The following is a 20,935-nucleotide window of genomic DNA, read 5'->3' as shown; positions in this document are numbered from 1 at the left end:
CTTTTTTAATTTCACTCTTTAATTCTAAAAGAATTAGTTTGTTTTTTTATTTGAAATTCATCATCAATCTTTTGAATCATTTTTACATAATATTCATAGTTTATAGGTATATCAAGTTTTGATACAGCTCAAATAATAATGAAATAACAAGCTAAAATTTTTTGTTGTATTAAATATTCTTCTCAATATGTATCATACTCATTTAAAAAAATTTTTTCTTGTTCTTTATTTAAATCTGAAGCACAAATAAAAAGTGCTAAATCAAAGTGTTTGTCTCCCATTGAAGCATATTCTCAATCAACAAAATACAATTTTTCATTTTCGTCAAGAATAATATTTGAAAAATATAAATCATTGTGAATAGGTCTTGTAGTGTTACTTTTTGCCAAAATATTATTAATTCTTTTGTAGTATTTATCTAAAACATCTATTTTACGGCCTAATTCGTTAACTTGTTGGCGATACATTTTGATTCTACGTGCCATAGTGTTTTTAGGAAATTTGATATTTGATTCATGTAAAGTTTTAAAATTTTTGGCAATTTTTCTTAAATTTTTTTCATTTAATTCTAGTTTTTTAGTTTTTATATACTCCCATTTGCTATATTTTTCATTATTTTCAATTAGTTTAGGAACAAAATCTAGTTTAGACAAATTTGTATAATCGACTTTATGATTAAATCCATTATGCTTTTTTTCTTGATAAAAGATGTTATCTTTTTTGAACGATTTGTTGGTATATCCCTCTTTAATTAATTCCATTTTTTGTGACCCCTTAAATTCATCTATAAAATTTTATAATTTCATTTAAAAAATAGACATTTTAAAAAAATAATTTTTTATTTTGATTTTTTAAACTTTAGTCTAAAATTTTTACACGTGCAATTATATTTATACTTATTAAGAATATAAAAAACATTTAGCAAATGAAATGAGTTAAAAATTTAACTCGTTTTATTTGCTTTTATGCATGCTTAGATATTGAAGGAAGTGAAAGATGAGTGTAGAAACAAATTCAAAATCAACAAAAACCGCTTTCCAAATGCGTAAATTTGGTCCTATCACTGAAAGACGTGATTATTCTACTACAAAACAAATTTTAAACATTCCTGATTTTTTAACTACTAGCAAGGAATCTTTTGAATGATTCAAAGCTAAAGGAATTGAAGAATCATTAAAAGAACACTACCCAATTACTTCTTCTAATGGTAAATTAACTTTGGAGTACATTAATAAGAGTGCTCGTTTAGAATTACCAAAAGAGAAAGAATATGAAGCTGTTTTAGATGCCAAAATCAAAGGCATTAACTATGCAGCGAAACTTTATGCGAAATTTAGAGTAACTATTAACGACACTTCTGAAGTTAAAGAAGATGAAGTTTTTCTAGGTGAAATTCCTCTTATGACTACTGGAGGAAGTTTTATTATCAATGGTAGCGAAAAAGTTATCGTTAGTCAATTAATTAGATCGCCTGGTGCATACTTTGGTCGTGGAGTGCGTAATAAACAATCAGATGATTTATTTAACAAATTAGAAGTTTTACCAAGAATTGGTTCATGATTAGAAATTTCACATAAAATTACATCTAAGGCAGTTGACACTGTCAAAATTAAAATTGATAAAAATAAAAATGTTAATTTAACAACATTTTTGGTTGCTTTAGGATTATCTCTTGAAACTATCAAGGGTCTTTTTGGTAATTCATCTGAACTTGAAGAAACTATCAAACGTGATAAAAAAGCTTCAGAATTTGATGAATTAGAAAAAAACATTAAAAATTGTCAAGAAGAATTATTCAGAGTTATTCGTCGTGGTGATAGAGTAACAGATGATTCTATTGCTAATTTAATTTCAGGAATTTTGTTTAACAAAAAACGTTACAGTTTAAGTCAAACAGGTCGTTATATGTTAAATAAAAAACTTAATTTAGTTGATCGTATTTCTGAAACTATTCTTGCTGAAGACTTAAAAATCAAAGATGAAAACGGCGAAGAAAAAATCTTAGAAAAAAATACTTTTATTACTCATAAACTTGCACTTTTAATTCAACATAACTTTGATAAAGGTTTTCTTCCTTCAAAAAATATTCCAGGATTAAAAGCTGAAACAGTTTATGGAAAATTATTAGTTAACAACCCTAAATTAGGCAAAATGATTAAATATATTGCCTTAAAAATTTATCCAAACAGAAAATGATCAGAAAGAGGAAAAGAAGCTGTTACAGTAATTGGAACTGATCCACACGCTACTGAAACACACTTAATTGTTTCTGACATTATTGCTGCTGTAGGTTATTATTTCAATCTTTTAGATGGAATTGGACAAGACGATGATCCAGATTCATTAACAAATAAGAGAATTGTTGCAGTTGGAGAATTGTTACAAAATCAATTAAATGTAGTTTTAGGAAAATTAGAAAAAACTACACGTGAAAGAATGGGTGCAAAAGAAGTTAATGCTGTTACTGCTAAAAATGTAACAAATAACAAATTAATTTCAAATCAAATGAAAACTTTCTTTAACTCATCTAAATTATCGCAATTTATGGATCAAATTAATCCACTTGCAGAGATTTCAAACGAAAGACGTATTACTTCTCTAGGACCTGGAGGTCTTAATCGTGATACTGCACAATTCGAAGTTCGGGATGTTCATGCAACTCATTATGGAAGAATTTGCCCAATTGAAACACCTGAAGGACCAAACATTGGTTTGATTTTAAACTTTGCGACTTATGCAAAAGTTAATGAATATGGATTCTTGCAAACTCCATACTATAAAGTTGATAATGGCATAGTAAATTATGATCAAGTTGAGTATTTAACAGCAATTGAAGAAATTGGATTCTATATTGCACAATCAACTGTAAAAGTGGATGAAAATAACAAAATTGTGGATGATCAAATTACTATGCGCCATAACTATACTTATGTTTTAGGTAAAGCAGATCAAATTGATTATATTGAAGTTGCTCCAAACCAAATGGTATCTGTAGCAGCTGGATGTATTCCGTTCTTAGAAAATGATGATGCTAACCGTGCACTTATGGGTTCTAACATGCAACGTCAAGCGGTACCACTTTTAGAAACAGAAGCGCCTTTTGTTGCTACTGGTTTAGAGAGTGCCATAGCTAAATATTCTTCAACAAACATTACTGCGAAAAATTCTGGAGTAGTGGAATATGTAGACGGAAGCAAAATAAAAGTTAGAAATGAAAAAAATACTTTAGACACCTACATGCTTAAAAATTTCCAAAGATCTAATCAAGATACAGTTGTACACCAAAGACCATTAGTAAAAGTTGGTCAAAGCATTGAAAAAGGTGATTTATTAGTTGACGGATCAAGCTTTAAAAATGGAGAATTAGCATTAGGTAAAAACGTAGTTGTGGCCTTTACTACATATAAAGGATACAATTATGAAGATGCTGTTATTCTTAATGAAAGACTTGTTAAGGATGATGTCTTTACTTCAATTCACATTGAAGAACAAACAATTTTATTTAGAACAAGTAGAGTTGGAGATGATGAATTAACAGCTGATATTCCTAATGTTTCAAAATTTGCGACCCGTCATTTAGATGAAAACGGAATTGTTAAAGTTGGTTCAGAAGTTCTTCCTGGTGATGTTTTAGTTGGTCGTGTTTCTCCAAAAGGTGATGATAATCCATCACAAGAAGAAAAATTACTTTCTGCGGTTCTTCAACAAAGACAAATTAATGTTAAAGATACATCATTAAAAGTTAAGAATGGTCACAGTGGAACTGTAATTAATGTTGAAGTTTTAAGTCGGGATGAAAATAACGTTCAATTTGAGGACGGAGTTGAAAAAATTGTTAAAGTTTCAATTGCTGTAAAACGTAAAATTCGTGTTGGTGATAAAATGTCAGGACGTCATGGAAACAAAGGTGTTGTTTCAATTGTTTTACCTGAAGAAGATATGCCGTATTTAGAGGACGGAACACCAGTTGACGTTATGCTTAATCCGCAAGGGGTTCCTTCTCGTATGAACATCGGACAAGTTTTAGAAATTCACCTTGGTATGGCCGCTAGAGAATTAGGGGTAAAATTTGTTACACCTGCTTTTGATGGTATTAAAAAAGAAGAAATTTTCAACTTAATTAAAGAAGCTAAATTACCTGAAAGTGGAAAACAATATTTAATTGATCCAATTACAGGTAGAAGATTTGATAATCCTGTTTCAGTTGGAGTTATGTACATGCTTAAACTTAATCATATGGTTGATGATAAAATGCATGCACGTTCAGTTGGCCCATATTCATTAATTACTCAACAACCATTAGGTGGTAAAAGTCAAAATGGTGGTCAAAGATTTGGAGAAATGGAAACATGAGCTCTTGAATCATATGGAGCAACAAATGTTCTTCAAGAAATTCTTACATATAAATCAGATGACATCAATGGACGTAACAAACTTTATGCAGCTCTTGCTAAAGGAAGTGAATTGCCAGAACCAGGAGTCCCAGAGTCATTTAACGTTTTAAGTTATGAACTAAAAGGTCTTAAAATGAAACTAGACCTTTCACATGCAGATGATGATGATAGTGATTATCAACAACATTTTGAAAATCTTGATATTCAAGGAGGCTTAAATGAATAAAGCATTAAAAAATAAAATTCAAAATAGTGCTCCAATTGAAAGAATTACTCTTTCTCTAGCTAACAGAGAAGATGTTGCTAGTTGATCACATGGTGAAGTTACTAAACCTGAAACAATTAATTACAAAAGTTATAAACCAGAAAAAGAAGGTTTATTTGATGAATTAATTTTTGGACCTACAACTGATTACAAATGTCCAACTTGTGGTACTAAATATAAAAAGAGCGACGAAAACACAATTTGTTTAAAAACAGCAATGTGTGAAAAATATAGACCGCAAATTTTGCCTAAAATTTCACGTCGTAGTAGAATGGGACACATTCATTTAGAAAATCCAGTAGTACATTTTTGATTCTTTAAAATAGATCACTCAATTATTTCCAAATTACTTGGTTTAAGAGTAGCAAATCATTCACGTTCAGTTTCTAAAGCTGATTTGGAAAAATTAATCTATTACAAAAGTCATATTGTGCTAGAAAATGGTGGTTTAAAATCATTAAACAAAAATACCATTATTGACATTTCTGAAGCTGCTGTTGTGTATCGCGATGCTTTAGAAGAGTTACAATCTCGTTATACTCCTGATAGTGAAGAATATGAAGTAATTACTGAATCATTAGAAGAATTATTAGAATATGCAACTTCTAAAGTTGGTAAAGATTATGGTATTGATTTTTATGAATACAATGAAATTATTCATGAATATTCAGATGCCAGAATTTCAACAGGTTCAAAGGCAATTGAATATTTATTAAAAAATATTAACTTAGAAGAAGAAGCCGCTTATGTTGAGAATGAAATTAAAGCAATTAATGCACAAATCAACAACAACCCAGCTTCAAGTAAAGTTCAAGAAAGAGCTAAACTTTACAAAAGATTAGCAGTAATTAATTCATTTATTAACTCAAAACAAGATCCACTTGACATGTTAATTTATGATTTGCCAGTTATTCCTGCTGATTTACGTCCGTTAGTTCAACTTGATGGTGGTCGTCATTCAACAAGTGATATTAATGAACTTTATCGTCGTATTATTATAAGAAACAACCGTCTTAAAAAATGAAATGAATCAGATGCGCCTATGCTTATTAAACAAAATGAGTATAGAATGATCCAAGAAGCAGTTGATTCATTAATTGATAATGCTCGTAAAAAACCAAATCCAGTTACTTCAAAAGATGGCCGTCCTTTAAAATCAATTTCAGATGCATTAACCGGTAAAAAAGGTAGATTCCGTCAAAATTTACTTGGAAAACGTGTTGATTATTCAGGTCGTTCAGTTATTGTTGTTGGACCAGAATTAAAAATGCACCAAGTAGGTATTCCAAGGGAAATGGCTGCCAAATTATTTGAACCTTGAATTATTAGAGAATTAATTAAAGGCGATAATTCAATTAATTCAATTAAAGCTGGTAAAAAAGCAATTGAAAACTTAGATCCAATTATTTGACCTTATGTGGAAAAAGCAATTGAAGGAAGACCTGTTCTTTTAAACCGTGCTCCAACCTTACACCGTTTATCAATTCAGGCCTTTGAACCTGTTTTAATTCGTGGAAAAGCAATTAAATTACACCCACTTACCTGTACTCCATTTAACGCTGACTTCGATGGAGATCAAATGGCTGTTCACGTGCCTATTAGTGATGAAGCAGTAAGAGAAGCTCGTGAATTAATGCTTGCTTCAAAAAATATTCTTGGACCAAAAGATGGTGAACCAATTATTAACCCTGGTCAAGATATTATTTTAGGTATTTATTATCTTACTATGGAACAAAAAGGCGTTGATGGTGAAGGTAGCTACTATTCAACTTATGATGAATTAATTACTGCTTATGAAAATGGTAGAGTACATTTACATGCTAGAGTAGTTTTACCAGTTGAAGAAATTAATAAAACTTATTTAAATCTTCAAGACGAAAAATATATTGTTTCAACAGTTGGTAAATTCATTTTCAATAGACTTTTCCCTGAAAGCTTTGAATTTATTTTTGGTAAATATGTAGATAGTGTAACCGAAAAAGAAACTTTACATACTTCAAGTAATGCTAGTGAATTAAAGCACTATGCTTATCCATATGGAACCAATTTCAAAGAAATTATTCAAAATATGCCTATTAATTTACCACTTGGTAAAAAAGATGTAGCTAAAATTGTTCGTAAAGTTTACAATCGTTATGTTGCAATCATTAACATGGAAGCAATCGCTTCAATTATCAATGATATTAATGAAATTTTTGAAATGCAAGAAACTAATCCAAATGAATTAGCAAATCGTCTTGCACAATTAAGAGATTACAAAGATGATGAATTGGATGTTTCACACGTTTCAATTCTTGAAAACATCATTAGGGAAGAATACAAAGAAATTCAAGAAAAAATCAACTATTTCAAAGCTAAAACCGCGCCAATTTGAGAAGTTAAAGATTATACAAAACTACTTGAAAAAGTATGATTTAGATATACAAATATTGTTGCTTCTATTTTAGATGACATTAAACAAACAGGTTATCATTTCTCAACTATTTCTGGAACAACCATTGCAGTTAGTGATGTGTTAACTGACCCAACAATTAAACAAAAAATTGCTGAAGGTGACAAACACATTGAAAAATTAAAACAATATTTTGAAGAAGGCCACATTACAGATGATGAAAGATATTCATTTAGTATTGCTAAGTGAACTGAAATTAAAAATAAAATTGAACAAGATTTAAAAGCTCTAACTAAGAAATATCCAACTAACCCGCTTTTCATGATGTTTACGTCAGGAGCCCGTGGAAATTCATCTAACTTTGTTCAATTAGCTGGTATGCGTGGTTTGATGAATAACAACACTAAAATTCTTAAAGCCGATGCGGAAAACGAACGTGTTGTTCGTTCAACTGTTGAAATTCCTGTTAAATCATCATTCCTTGATGGTCTTACTGCTTATGAATTCTATTCATCAACTCACGGGGCTCGTAAAGGTCTTACCGATACTGCCTTAAACACAGCTAAATCAGGTTATTTAACTCGTCGTTTAGTTGACGTTGCACAAGGAATTGTTGTTAAAGAAGAAGACTGTGGAACAGATTATGGTTTCGTTGTACAAGATATTAAAGATACAAAAACTAATACTGTTATTGAAAGCTTAGCAGAGAGAATTGAAGGACGTTTTGCTAATAAACCAATTTTAGATGCTTATGGAAATGTTCTTGTTCAAGCTAACAAATTAATTACTCCAGAAATTGCACAAAAAATTGTTGATGCAGGTATTGAAAAAGTCGAAATTCGTTCAGTACTTTCATGTTATACCCGTAATGGTGTATGTAAAAAATGTTATGGTAAAGATTTAGCTCTTAACCGTGTTGTTAATATTGGTGAGGCAGTTGGTGTTGTTGCAGCACAGTCAATTGGTGAACCTGGTACTCAGTTAACCATGCGTACTTTCCATACAGGAGGGGTTGCTGGTGTTGAAGATATTACTGGTGGTTTTGGTCGTTTAATGGAATTAATCGATGCTTATGATTCTCCATGAGGTAAACCAGCTGTGATTGCTAAAGAATACGCAACTGTTTTAGATATTACTCCACGTAAAGATGCAAATGGAAACATTTTAAATGAAAAAGCAATTACTTTAGAAATTACTAACATTGATGGTAAAAAAGAACAAAGAATTCTTGATGTTAAAAATGATCGTCGTTTAAGAGTAAAAGTTGGTGATTCATTAGTTCCAGGTCAAAAAATTGTCGAAGGACCAGTGATTTTAAACGAATTACTAAAAGTGGCAGATACAAGAGCTGTTCAAAATTACTTGTTAAAAGAAGTTCAAAGACTTTACCGTATTCAAGGTATTACAATTAGTGATAAATATATTGAAATTATCATTCGTCAAATGCTTTCAAAAATTTTAATTTTAGATCCAGGTGATTCAAACTTTTTCTCAGGTTCATTAGTAGACATTTTAAGCTATCAAAGAGAAAGTGCTCGTTTAATTAAGGAAGGTAAAAAACCTCCTTTTGGTGAAGTTAAAATTAAAGGAGCTAAGCAAACTCCACTTCTTTCAGATTCATTCCTTGCAGCAGCATCATATCAAGAAACACCTAAAATTCTTGTTAATGCTTCTATTGCGACACAAACTGATAGATTGCAAGGTCTTAAAGAAAATATTATTCTTGGTCACAAAATTCCTGCTGGAACAAACTCTCATTACGAAGAGGGTGGAAAATACGATATTAGAGATCCAAAATCATACTTTAAAGATAAATATGATTCAACTCTAGAAACACATGGTAATGATTATGACGAGGATGATGATTTAGATCTTGAAGAAGAGTTTGATCTTTTAGCTGACTTTGAACAAGAAAATGAAGTTTTAGAAGATACTACTTCTGAAGATTTAGAATTTTAAAATTGAAACTAAATACTCACAAAAAAAGTGAGTATTTTTTTTAATTCAGAAAAATGGCAAAATTTTTAAAACAGGACTTTTTTAGTATAATAAACTATATTTTTCAAGTAATTAACTTTACACATTAATAAGATGTATCTTATTAATTTGAGAGGAGAAAAATGAAAATCAAATTGAAACAAACTTTAATTGTTTTTGCCGCTGCACTAGCATCAACAATTGGTTTAGGAGTCGGACTTAGTTTTATCCCCACAAAAGAAAAAACTATTCAAAAAGGAAATGATCAACCAATACTAGAAAATTCAAAATTAGATTCTTTACCTGGTTTACCAGATAATAGTAATTCAAGTTTTAATGTTGGAAATAACAACAGTAAAAAAACTTTATCATTTCAACCAAAAACACTTGTTAATAATGGAATAAGTAAAAATGATAAAGTAAATTATCTAGCTTTAGGTGATTCTATTACTGCTGGTTGAGACGGACAATTACCACAAGATTATCAAGGAAAATTAATAGACAATCAAGTGACAGGATTATCATATCCTGCCTATTTAGCCTCATTCATTCAACAAAGTGAAGAAGATAAATTAAATAATTTTACTAATCTTGCGGTATCTGGTTCAACTTTCAATGATTGAAATTCTATTCTTACTCAAGAATATAAAACCTTAAATGCAACTAAACTTGTTAAATTAACTAAATATTTTGGTTCTAATTTAGATGATTTTTATACAAAATTAGTTTCACAAATTAAAGAAGCTAATTTGTTAACAGTAACTTTAGGAGCCAATGATGCTCTACATCTATTAACTAAAGAATTAACTAAAATTCCTTTTGCACAATTAGTTGATCAAATTATTAAAAACAAATACAATTATGCGCAAATTGTACAATTAATCAATAATACTTTCCAAACCGTCTTTGATGCAATAGCTCAAAGACAAAATCTTTTTGTCCAAAAATTAAAAGAAATAAATCCTAACTTAAACGTTAATTTTATTTCATACCCTTTACCAATGTCTTTTATTGGAAAATTATTAGATAAATACATTGCTAATAACTTTGGTGTTTCAATTCAATTAAGTCAAATTTTAATCAATTTACTTAATCGTAAAATTGCTTTTGGTGCAAGAGTAAATAATGTCAATTTTATAAATGCTTATGATGCTAAATATTGAATTAACAATGTAGAAAAATTAGCTCCATTACTTTTTGATATTCATCCTTCAGCATATGGTTATAAAAAAATGGCTATGGATATTTTCACCAAATTAGCCCTTAAAACAGATTCTTTAGACAAATTGCAAGAAAATCATTTTGATTGAAGCAGTAATTTTTATCAAAGCGATAAATCTTCATATGGCTTTCAATTAGAATTTAAAAAGAATGATTTAGAAATTTTTAATAATCTTTTCACAACTGATCATACTAATTTTTTATATGAAGTTGACAAACTTAGAGAAATTCATCAAAATGATTTTAGTCTAACTAATTACTACAACAGAGTTATTTCTGAAGAACGTTTTAGTGACCTAATTATTAATGATCTATTAATTTCTTCACTTTCATCATCAACTTATGGACTAATTGATCCAGACAGAAAATTATTGAAATTTTTAACTAGAAATAATGATGAAAATTTAAATCAAATTAAAAATTGAGCTTTAGAAAACAATGTATTTTCTTCAATCTTAAGAAATACTAATGATTATTTCTTCACTAATGATTGAGACGCTGATGGTGAACCAGGTGCAAAAGAATATAAATTTGAATATTTATTAGAATCATTTAGAACTCAAGTTTTAAATGAAACTAGAATAGTTAAAGTTATTACTTCTTTCTTACAAATTCCATTCTTAAAAAATGAAGATTCCAAAGAAGAGTTAAAACAAATTATTCAAGATATTATTAGCCGTTTAATTGAATTAAATATTTCAGACGCAACTATTGAAAAAATAGCGAGCGGCATTTATAATTCAACTTTTGAAAAATACATATCTGTTGATGATTTTAAAACAGTAATTAAAAAATTAATTAGAAATCAAAATCTAAAGACATCTTTAGGTAATATTTTTGTTGCAGTTTTAGATTCTTCTGATGATTTTATTAACGCCACAACCTATCAAGATTTACTAAATACCTTTTTAAGCAATCAAAATATTCAAAATGCTATTAGTACAGGTTTAAATAATTTAGTTACTGATTTGTTAAGTGACAATGAATTTAAACAAATTTTGGCTAGAGTTGTAAAAAATGTTACAAAAGAATTTAATTTAAATGTAGAAATTGATGAACAACAAATTGTCAAATTAATTTATGAACTTGTAACTTCTTTAAATGATATTAACAATGAATTACATTTACTGCCATTGTTAATAGATGGTTTAGTTTCTGAAGTAACTAAAAATAAATTTACTAATTTAAATTTTGCTAATATTACTGCTACATTAGTTGAAAAATTCAAGGAATTGTTTAATCAAAATAATTTAGAAAATACTGTTTTTGTTATTCTTAAATCACTTTTAAAACACAATTTAGGTGATTTTAGAGATGAATTTAGACAACTAATTTTAAATGCTATAACAAATGATAAATTACCATTAAATGACTTACTTACAAATAAACTAATTGACATTTTAAATGACTTAACTAAACAAAATCTAAATAAAGAAGAATTAAAACCAGTGTTAGAAGATATTTATACTTCTAATGAATTTTCTGAGTTTTTAAAATCAATATTCAATACTTTATTTGATGTAAATAAAGAAAAATTGAATGAAACAACAAATTTAGTTGAACTAAGTAAACTTCTAACAACCGACTTAACAAATAGTAATCTTTATGAGTCATTTAATAATTTGCTTCAATATATTTTAAATAAAGAGGAAGTTAAAAATGTAATTAACACTGAATTAACTTTAAACAACGAAACATTAGCTGAATTTATCAACGCAGATTTAATAAAAAATGTATTCAATGTGGTACTTAATAATAATTCATTCAAGGCAATAGTTGATAATTTCTTAAATAATGCAATTTTTTCAGAAAATGTTGATAGTTTTAAATATATTTCCAACTTTGAAACAATTATTAAAAATTGATTAAAAGATGATGAAAATAATCAAATTTTAGTACAACATATTAAAAATTTTATAGGCGATATTTTCCAAAATGACTATTTGAAAGGTTATTTAGCAAAAACTTTATATGATTATTTAAACGAAAATTCTAATTTAGTTAATCAAATTACCAAAGAAGATTTTAATTCACTTTTAAATAGTTTATTAATAAATGCAAATGATTTAATTTCAGATAATAATATAGTTGATGATACTTTAAATTTACTAATTAATCAAATTAAAGATCATGGTTTTAGCAATTTTTCTGATTCACTTCGTTCAAAATTTAATACTATTTTAACTAATGAAAATTTAGAACAAGCAAGTTTAAAACTATTAAAAACATTTGTTAAAAATCAAACAATTACTCAAAATAAAAATACTATTAAACAATTTTTATTCAATGTTTTAAATGAAACACAATTATTCAATTTAAAAGAAACATTAGTAAATTTAATTAATACTAATTTGAATCCTACTGATGATCAAGAAATAAAAAATAAAATTGAGCAGTCATTAACTTCGTTGATTTCATCTTCACAACTTTCTCAACTTATTGATAGCACACTAACCAAATTAGCTTCTATAAGTGCAGAAAATGTTGAAGATAAAACAAACATTTTTGAAGTATTTAAATTAATTTTAAGTGATTTTGTTAATAGTGATATTTATAGATCATTAGTTAATTTAGTTGATTTTGCTTTAAGTGATGAAAATTTAAAAGAATTTATTTTATCTAAACTTTCAAATTCAAGTGAAAAATATAAAAATCTATTTAATTATGATAAATTAAAAACTATTTTAATAAGTTTTTTAAATAATGAAAATTTCAAAAACATTCTAACTAATTTTATTGATAACGCAGTTTTAGGAGCAAGATCATTTAATGATTTTTCTAATCTTGGAACACTTTTAAATACTTGATTTAGAAATGATGAAAAAATAACTAAATTAAAAGAAAATATAGTTAATTTCGGAAAAGATATTCTTAATAATAATGATGTAAAAGATTTATTAAAAAATCTTGTTTATGAAATCTTAAATACACAAACATCTTTATTGACTAATATTGAAGAACAAAACTTTAAAACCCTATTTGACCAAAGTTTTGATTTGTTGAAAAATGTAATTTTTGATACCGATCTTTTAAATAGAACAGTTGACATTTTAGTAAAAGAATTGCAAAAAGGAATTGAAAACTTTGATGTAAAAAATCTTTTAACAAGTTTTAAAAATGAACTATTTGCTGATAATTTAGAGGAATTAGTTATCCATCTTGTTAAAAAAATAGTAGATAACGACCTTTTATCTAACAACAAAGAAACTATAAAACAGTTATTAATTAATTATTTAAATTCTGATTTAGTTGCAAGTATTAATAATCCATTTTCTGACTTTTTAGTTAATGTAACTAATGGAGTTTTTGAAAAACAACAAATATTAAAATTGTTAGAAAACATCTATAAAAAAGATGAATTAAAAACATTAATTGATTCATTAATTGATTATATTCAAGAGAAAAAAAATGAATTAAGTAATGCAAATACTTATTCAGAAGTTATTAAAGTTTTATTAAACAACATAGCATCAAGTTCTTTATATAAAAGTTTAGTCGATTTGTTGTCAACAATTGTTGATAAAGATCAAATTATTTTACTTTTACCAGAAAATGTAAAAATTACACTTCAACCATTACTTGATAATTTAGAAAATGGACAATTAGCCAATTTAGCAAAAACAATTCTAAAAAATCAAAACTTAAAAGATATTATTAATCATTTTTTAGGTAAAGTTGTTTTAACCGATGATTTTGATTTAAACAATAAAACGGATCTAAAATCATTATTTAAAAACTATCTTACTAATCAAGAATATAGAAGTTTTTTAACAGAAAAGTTAACAAATTTATTAAATGAAACCTTGATGAATGAGGATTTAAAAACAGTTGTATCTAACTTAATTAAAGGTCTTTTAGATAAATATCCATCACTAAAAACAAATATAACAAATGAAGAAATAGAAACCTTAGTTAGAGATGGAATGAATTCAATCTCTTTAATTAATCAAAGATTAAATATTATTTCAAATCTAATTCAAGTTACTTTCGATGAATTAGATCAAAATTTTGAAAATCCTAATTTTGAAACAATCAAAAATAATTTTATTAATAAGTACATTTCTTCAGAAACTAAAGATAGTGCATTAGGATCTATTTTCAAAGTTTTAATTGAAAGTAATTTATTAAAAAACAATAAAAAAGTTTTTGTTAATTTAATTAAGAATTTACTTTCTTCTAACGAAGTAATTAATGTCAAAAGTTTAATTGTTAACAAAATCAATGAATTAATAAATAAAGATAATGATATAAATCTTTCAACAAATATTATTAATGCCTATGAAAACATTATTGAATCAACTCAGTTTGGGACTTTATTAGATTCTATTTTCAATCAGATTTTAAACAAGGATTTTAACTCATTCAAAGATAAAACAGACATTTTAGACATTTTAAAAACTATTGTAGGAAATTTAAGTGAAACTGAATTCTTCAATTCTTTAGTTTCATTAATTGACTTTATATTGAAAAATGAAAATGTTCAATCATTATTAACAGAACAATTAAAGAAATTGCCTACAACAGCGCAAAATTTTGTAACAAAAGAACTTGTTACAAAAACAATTATTTTTGCCTTTAATAATAGCAATTTAAAAACTTTATTAGATAAATTCGTAAATGAAGTGGTTTTTGCAACTGATAAAGTAGATAAATTAAATAACATAAAAGACGAGTTAAATAAATGATTAGCTAGTGAAAGTGTTCAAAGTGCTATTAAAACTAATTTAAGTAATTTTGCAAATGATTTTATTGACAATGATGAGATAAAAAATATTGTTAAAAACAACTTGAAAAATTATTTAGGTACGTATGAAGGTTTATTGAACAACATCAATGATGAAGAATTTAATACTTTATTTAATTCGCTTCATTCTTTAATAAAACCACTAAATAATGAAATTGATATTGTTAATAAAACATTGGATTCTTTAGTTAAAGAATTGACAAAAGGAATTGACAATGCAGATTTTGCAAATGTTATAACAAGTATTTCAAGTGATTTTAATGAAGAAAATCTTGAAACAACAATTGTTAAATTAATAAAAGTTATAATTAAACAAAATGTTTTAGAACCTAACAAAACATTATTGGCCAAGTTAATAACTAATTTCTTGAAATCACCAATAAGCCAAACTATTAAATCTAAAGTTGCAAATGCATTAAATACATTAACTAATAATAAATTTAATATAACTACATTTGAAAACTTGCTTCAAAATATCTATGAAAAAGATGAATTTACTTTGTTATTAACTGAAACATTTAGTCATTTAGATACGCTTGATAATAATGTTGAAAATGTTAATACATACTTTGACCTTACAAAAGCGATAACTTCAACTATTATAAATTCAAATGTATTTGATAAATTAATAGATTTAATTGCAGCAATAAGTTCAAAAGAACAAATTAAAGTATTTCTACCAGAAGAATTAATAACTACTTTAAATCCTATTTTGGAACAAATTAATGATGAAAACTTAAGTAGCGTTATTAAATTAACTTTCAAAAATCAAAACTTTAAATATCTATTAAATGATTTTGTAAATAAAGGAATATTAGAACCTGCTAATTCATTTGATTCCTTTAAAGATTTAACTACCTTGACTAAAAATTATTTAAATAATGAAACAAACGGTCAAACATTTATTGATAGAAGTGCAAAATGATTAAGAGATGTTATTAAAAGCACCGAATTTAGCTCATTTATAGGCAAATTAGTATTTGGATTTTTCGATAAGTATCCACAATTAAAAGAAGATTTAACTACACAAGAACTTGAAAAATTAATTCAAGATATGACTCTTTCTTTTGATAGTATAGACAATGAATTAAATCTTTTAACAACATTTAGTACTTATGTTTTAGAGGAATTAAGAACAAATTTTGATAATTTTGATTTTCAAAATGTTATCGATAAATTAGTTTCTAGATATTTTGACGATACAAATAGAGAAAGTACGATTTTCGAGGTAATTAAAGTATTTATTAAAAATGAAAAATTTGCAGAGAACATTAATACTTTAAAAATTTTGATTAAAAATATTGGAAAATACTTCTTAACTAAAGAAGAGGACAATTTAGTTACAAAATTATGAACCTTGTTACCGGAAAAAATTCAAAATATTTTAAATGGATTCTTTGATCAAAATGATTTACAAGGTTTCTTAGTAGATGTTTTAAATTCAAGAGAAGCAGATACTTTATTGAGTAATTTACTAACTAATTTAAGTCAAAATATTAATATTTTTGACAATGTAAATTCTCTAAGCGACTTTATCAGAGTATATTTAGGTGATAACGAAAGAAAAAATCGCTTTGCTCAAGATGTAGAAAGTGTAATTACTTTTGGACTTAAACATGAAAAAGTAAAAGCAATTATTAAAGGAACTTTAGGTTACAATTTTGCTAAATATGGAATAAATGTTAATACCGTTGAAAATCAAAAATTAATTAACGATTTACATGGAGAATTACCAATTATTTTAAGACAACTTAATTTAATTAGACCTGCTATTGATGCCATTTTAAATAATGCTGAAAATCTATTTAATGGCGAAAATATAGACGATAGTATTCTTAAAACAATCACAGGCGCAATTAATTTCACTGATTTCAATATTGTTAAAGTAATTCTCAAAAGTTCAACTCTCAACCAAAATAAAGAAACTATCAAAAATGATATTAACACTATCATTGATGGAGTTACACAGGATGATACTTTAATTAGAAAAATTATTGATGATTTTAGTATTGATAGTGTTGTTCAATCTGCTTTAGGTTTAAACAAAGAAGAAACAATTGAAACTTTAGTAGCATTATTTAAATCAACTTATTTAAGAAATTCATTGAAAATTTTAGTTAATGAAATCATTACAAACAATAACACGTATGCCAATAAAAATGGATGATTGGATGCATTATCTGCATTCTTTAATTCAGGAGCGGCTAATGCCTTAAAAGTTGAAGTTAAAGCATGATTAAAAGATCTGCTAATTAACAAACCAGAAATTGGAAATTCAATTGGGACTGTTGCTTATAATTATCTTAAATCAATAGAATTTAAATTAACTGAAGCTCATCTTCCTAATTTAAAACTTTTCATGCAACAAATTCTTAAAGGTTTTGCAAATTCTAACTTATTAAATGATGTTGTGGATGCTTTATTTGAATCTGTAAAGACTTTAAAAGATTACAATGGAACTGATTATATTGGCAAAATTAAAAGTGATGCTATTAAGGGAGCAACTAAATTTATTAGAAATGGAGACAAAATATCAATTTCTAAAATCGTGGATAATGCCAAGGTTTTAGAAGGAATAATTTCTTATGTAGACGGACAAGTCTTTACGAATGTTGTAAATGCTCTTTTCAACACAACTCCATTAGATAAAACTAAAGGAATTTTTAGTTTCTTATTTGGAGATGGCGGCTCTTCAGGTGATTCACAAGTAGAATTTAACTTTGGAACTTTCTGAAAATTAGCTGTAGAAGGTAAATTAAAAGATGTTCTACTTTCATTCTTTAGACCAATTGTTAAAAATTACTTTATTGAATTAGCCAATTTACCAAAAGTAAATTCTTATAATGCATGAAAACAAGCATCAACTTCATATCGTGCACTATGAAGAATTTATACATCACTAGCTAGAATTATGTACTCACAAGTTTCAGGATTTGCTTTTTGAAATGGTACTAATACTACTGCAGAAGGTATTTTATATAATCACTGAACTCAAATGCTTGATAATGTTAAAAATGAATATAAAACAGCTATTAGCAATAAATATGGATTAAATAACATTTGATTTGCCGGTTTTGACAGAAATTATAATGTAGATGGTAATTATTGAGCGGGAGCCCAAGTACTTACTTCAAGAAGTTTCTGAGGAACCACAAGCAATTATCCAAGTCGTTCGAATAGTTTAAGCAAAACATTCTATGGTCGTGATCACGTTTTAGTTTATATTTATTATCCAAATGATAAAGATGTTAAATACAACAGAAACAAAACATTTACTCAAGTTTTAATGGAAGATTTAATTAGAGGCTACATGCCTGTTGAAACTAAATAGTTAGCTTAGTCTAACTATTTTTTTATATAAAAATAACCACAAATAAAATTTGTAGTTATTTGATTTATTTACCTTTTTAAGAATTTATTAAGCACTTTCTTCTGTGTTTTCTGCTTCTTCTGTTGGTTTAGAAGAGGGTTGTGTTTCTTCTGTAGAATTATTTTCTGCTGAAGTATTTGTTGTTGTATCTTCTGGTTGCGAAGTAGAAGATACACTATTAGTATTTTCAGTTGCATCAGGAGCAGTTGTTCTAGATTTAATTGCTTCTTTTAAACTATCTAATTTGTTTTTAAGATTTTCAACAGCAGTTTTAAGTTCTTCAGCATTGAATGGATCTGCTTCTTTTTTAGTTGTAACTTGACCTTCAAGTGTAGTAAGTTCAGTCTTTTCTTCTTGACTTAATTTATTTTCTGATCCTGTTTCTCTGAAGTCTTTTGATTTAGTTACTAAATCTTCAGCAACTAATTTGTTTGCATTATTAATTAATTCTTGTTTTGCACTTTGAATTTGTTCGGTTGTTGAATCATTATTATTTACAACAGTTTGAGCAGTAGTTACATATTCATCAAATTTTGTTTGATTTGTTTCACTTAAAGTTGGTTTTATTTCGTTTGTAAGTTTTTCAATTTTAGTATTTATTTCCTGAATTGCACTATTTTTAGCTTCCTGGGCAGTTTCTGCTTTTTCTTTAACTTCACTTAATTTGTTATCAAGTGCATAGAAAGCAGTTCCAAAATTATCAGTATTGAATGGATCAGCAATTGCAGCGTTTTCTAAAGCTTCTTTTTTGCTGTTTAAATCATTCTTATCTTCCTCAGTTGCATATTTTGCTTTATCTGAAGCCAAAAATGTTTCTACTTCCCCTTTTAATTCGTCTTTTGCTAAAAGATAAACATTTTTATTTAATTTATCTTTGGCAGCTTTAATTTGTTCTGCAGATGTTTCTGAACTATTTAATAATTCATTATTAGCATTAACAAATTCATCAACTTTAACTTTGTTTTCTTCACTTAAATGATTTTTAATTTCTTCAATTTTTGTTAAGTTTGTATTATATTCATCTAAAGCAGCAGATCTTTGATCTTGGAATTCTTTTTCTTTTTGAGTAGCTTTTTGTTCAACTTCTTTTAATTTGTTAATAAATTCATCAATTTTACTATTTAAAGTTTCTTTGTTAAATTCTTCTGCATTTCTAGCAGTTGTTAATTCACTAACAAGTCTTTCTAATTCAGTATTATCACTTTCTTCTGCATATTTAGCTTTTGATGAAGATTTGAAATTTTCATATCAAACTAAAAGATCATCAACAACTAACTTATATGCATCTTCAATAAGTTTTGCTTGTGTTTGCGGAATAACCTCTACATTATTTACCATAGGTTCTTTATCTAAGGCATCTTCAATAAGACTATTAAGTTGAATTGCACCTTCTTTAGATAGTTTATCTTTTAATTCTTCTTTAAGTTGATTACTTGCTTGAACTAATTCATTTTGTTTAGTTTCTAATGCAGTTTTTCTTTCTTCTTCTTGTGATGCAAAAGAAGTTAATTTATCTTTAACGCCAATGTTTGCTTGTTCTAAAGTTTCTTGGTTATATTCGGCTTCTAAAGAATCATTCAAAGTTTGAACTAAAGTTTTTAATTCATCGTGTTCAACAGTAGTTAAGTATTGATATTTAATTTCTTCAGAACCTGAATATGGGTATATGTAAGGAAGAGCTCTAGTAAGAGTGTCTTGTGCTTGTAATTTATGTACTTCAATTTTTAAAGTTTCTAAATTATTTCTAATAGTTTCAGCTGTTGCTTCATCACTATTTACTTCTCTTTGAAGTTTTGAAATAAGTGCTTCAAAATGATTTTGTAAATTAGTTAATAAAGTAGGTTTGACAGTAGTTTTCAATTCATCAACTTTAGTATTATATTCATTTTTAGCAGCATTTTTATTTGCTTCATCTTCATCTTTAATTGCTTGTTCAAGTTGACTTAAAGCAGAGTTGCCTTTTTTCAACTCTTCAAGTAAAGATTTTAATGTGATAGTTTTATTTGCTAAAGCATTTTCTAACTGAGCTATACTTTCATTTTGTGAATTTAAAACATCTTCACTATTTTTATTTTTGTTTGCTTCTTTTAAGTCATCAAATTTTTTAATTAATCTTGTAACTTCTTCCTTAGTGTTAGCATATTTTTGTGCTTGTTTTAAAACAATATCTAATTCATCTATAGCTTCTTTATAGTTGTATTTATCTTTTTTATTAAGAACTTCTTGAGCTTTAGGTAGTTGTTTTTCTAATTCACTTTTTTCTGTTGAATCACCTAAATATTTTTCATTAGTTCTTAGATAATTTTTAACTTCATCAATTTTATTTGATAATGTTTTTCTTCCTCTAATGTCATCCGCTTTTGCAATAACAACTCCAATTGCAGCAGCTGTAGCAATAGCAGCAGTTCCTGAAATTGCAGCAATAATTAATTTATTATTTTTCTTTTTCATAATTTCAATTTTACACTTTTTTGTGTTTTTATAATACATATTAATATATTCATGTTACTAGGTATTAATTTGAGAAACATTTACTTATTTTTTTACTTTACAAAATAACTAAAACACTATA

The 20,935-nt window shown here is 26.7% G+C and carries 5 protein-coding genes; 3 read left to right on the top strand and 2 right to left on the bottom strand.

What is annotated here, in order from left to right; genetic code table 4:
• Positions 1–5 precede the first annotated feature (5 nt).
• A complete protein-coding gene (locus EXC37_RS02455; RefSeq protein WP_006608782.1) occupies positions 6–761 on the bottom strand; it encodes a phosphotransferase in 756 nt (251 codons plus the stop codon).
• A gap of 235 nt (positions 762–996) precedes the next feature.
• Between EXC37_RS02455 and rpoB the strand changes: the two genes are divergently transcribed.
• The 3 genes from rpoB to EXC37_RS02440 all read left to right on the top strand — a co-directional run bounded on the left by rpoB (position 997) and on the right by EXC37_RS02440 (position 18,324).
• Positions 997–4,620 (top strand): DNA-directed RNA polymerase subunit beta, encoded by a 3,624-nt coding sequence (rpoB, locus tag EXC37_RS02450; RefSeq protein ID WP_029891844.1) that lies wholly within the window; start codon positions 997–999, stop codon positions 4,618–4,620.
• Positions 4,613–9,010, top strand: a complete 4,398-nt coding sequence (rpoC, locus tag EXC37_RS02445; protein ID WP_029891843.1) for a DNA-directed RNA polymerase subunit beta' — start codon at positions 4,613–4,615, stop codon at positions 9,008–9,010. Before rpoB ends, rpoC begins: the two co-directional genes overlap by 8 nt.
• Positions 9,011–9,171: 161 nt before the next feature.
• A complete protein-coding gene (locus EXC37_RS02440) occupies positions 9,172–18,324 on the top strand; it encodes an SGNH/GDSL hydrolase family protein (RefSeq protein ID WP_029891842.1) in 9,153 nt (3,050 codons plus the stop codon).
• An 87-nt stretch (positions 18,325–18,411) separates the two neighbouring features.
• On the opposite strand, the gene EXC37_RS02435 is transcribed toward EXC37_RS02440, so the two are convergent.
• Positions 18,412–20,814, bottom strand: a complete 2,403-nt coding sequence (locus EXC37_RS02435) for a coiled-coil domain-containing protein (RefSeq protein ID WP_029891841.1) — start codon at positions 20,812–20,814, stop codon at positions 18,412–18,414.
• Positions 20,815–20,935: the final 121 nt, after the last annotated feature.

This window comes from Mycoplasmopsis columbina (assembly GCF_900660685.1).
Taxonomy (GTDB): Bacteria; Bacillota_I; Bacilli_A; order Mycoplasmatales; family Metamycoplasmataceae; genus Mycoplasmopsis; species Mycoplasmopsis columbina.
Note: the sequence above shows the minus strand (reverse complement) of the source record. Positions and strands in the feature narration are given on the sequence as shown.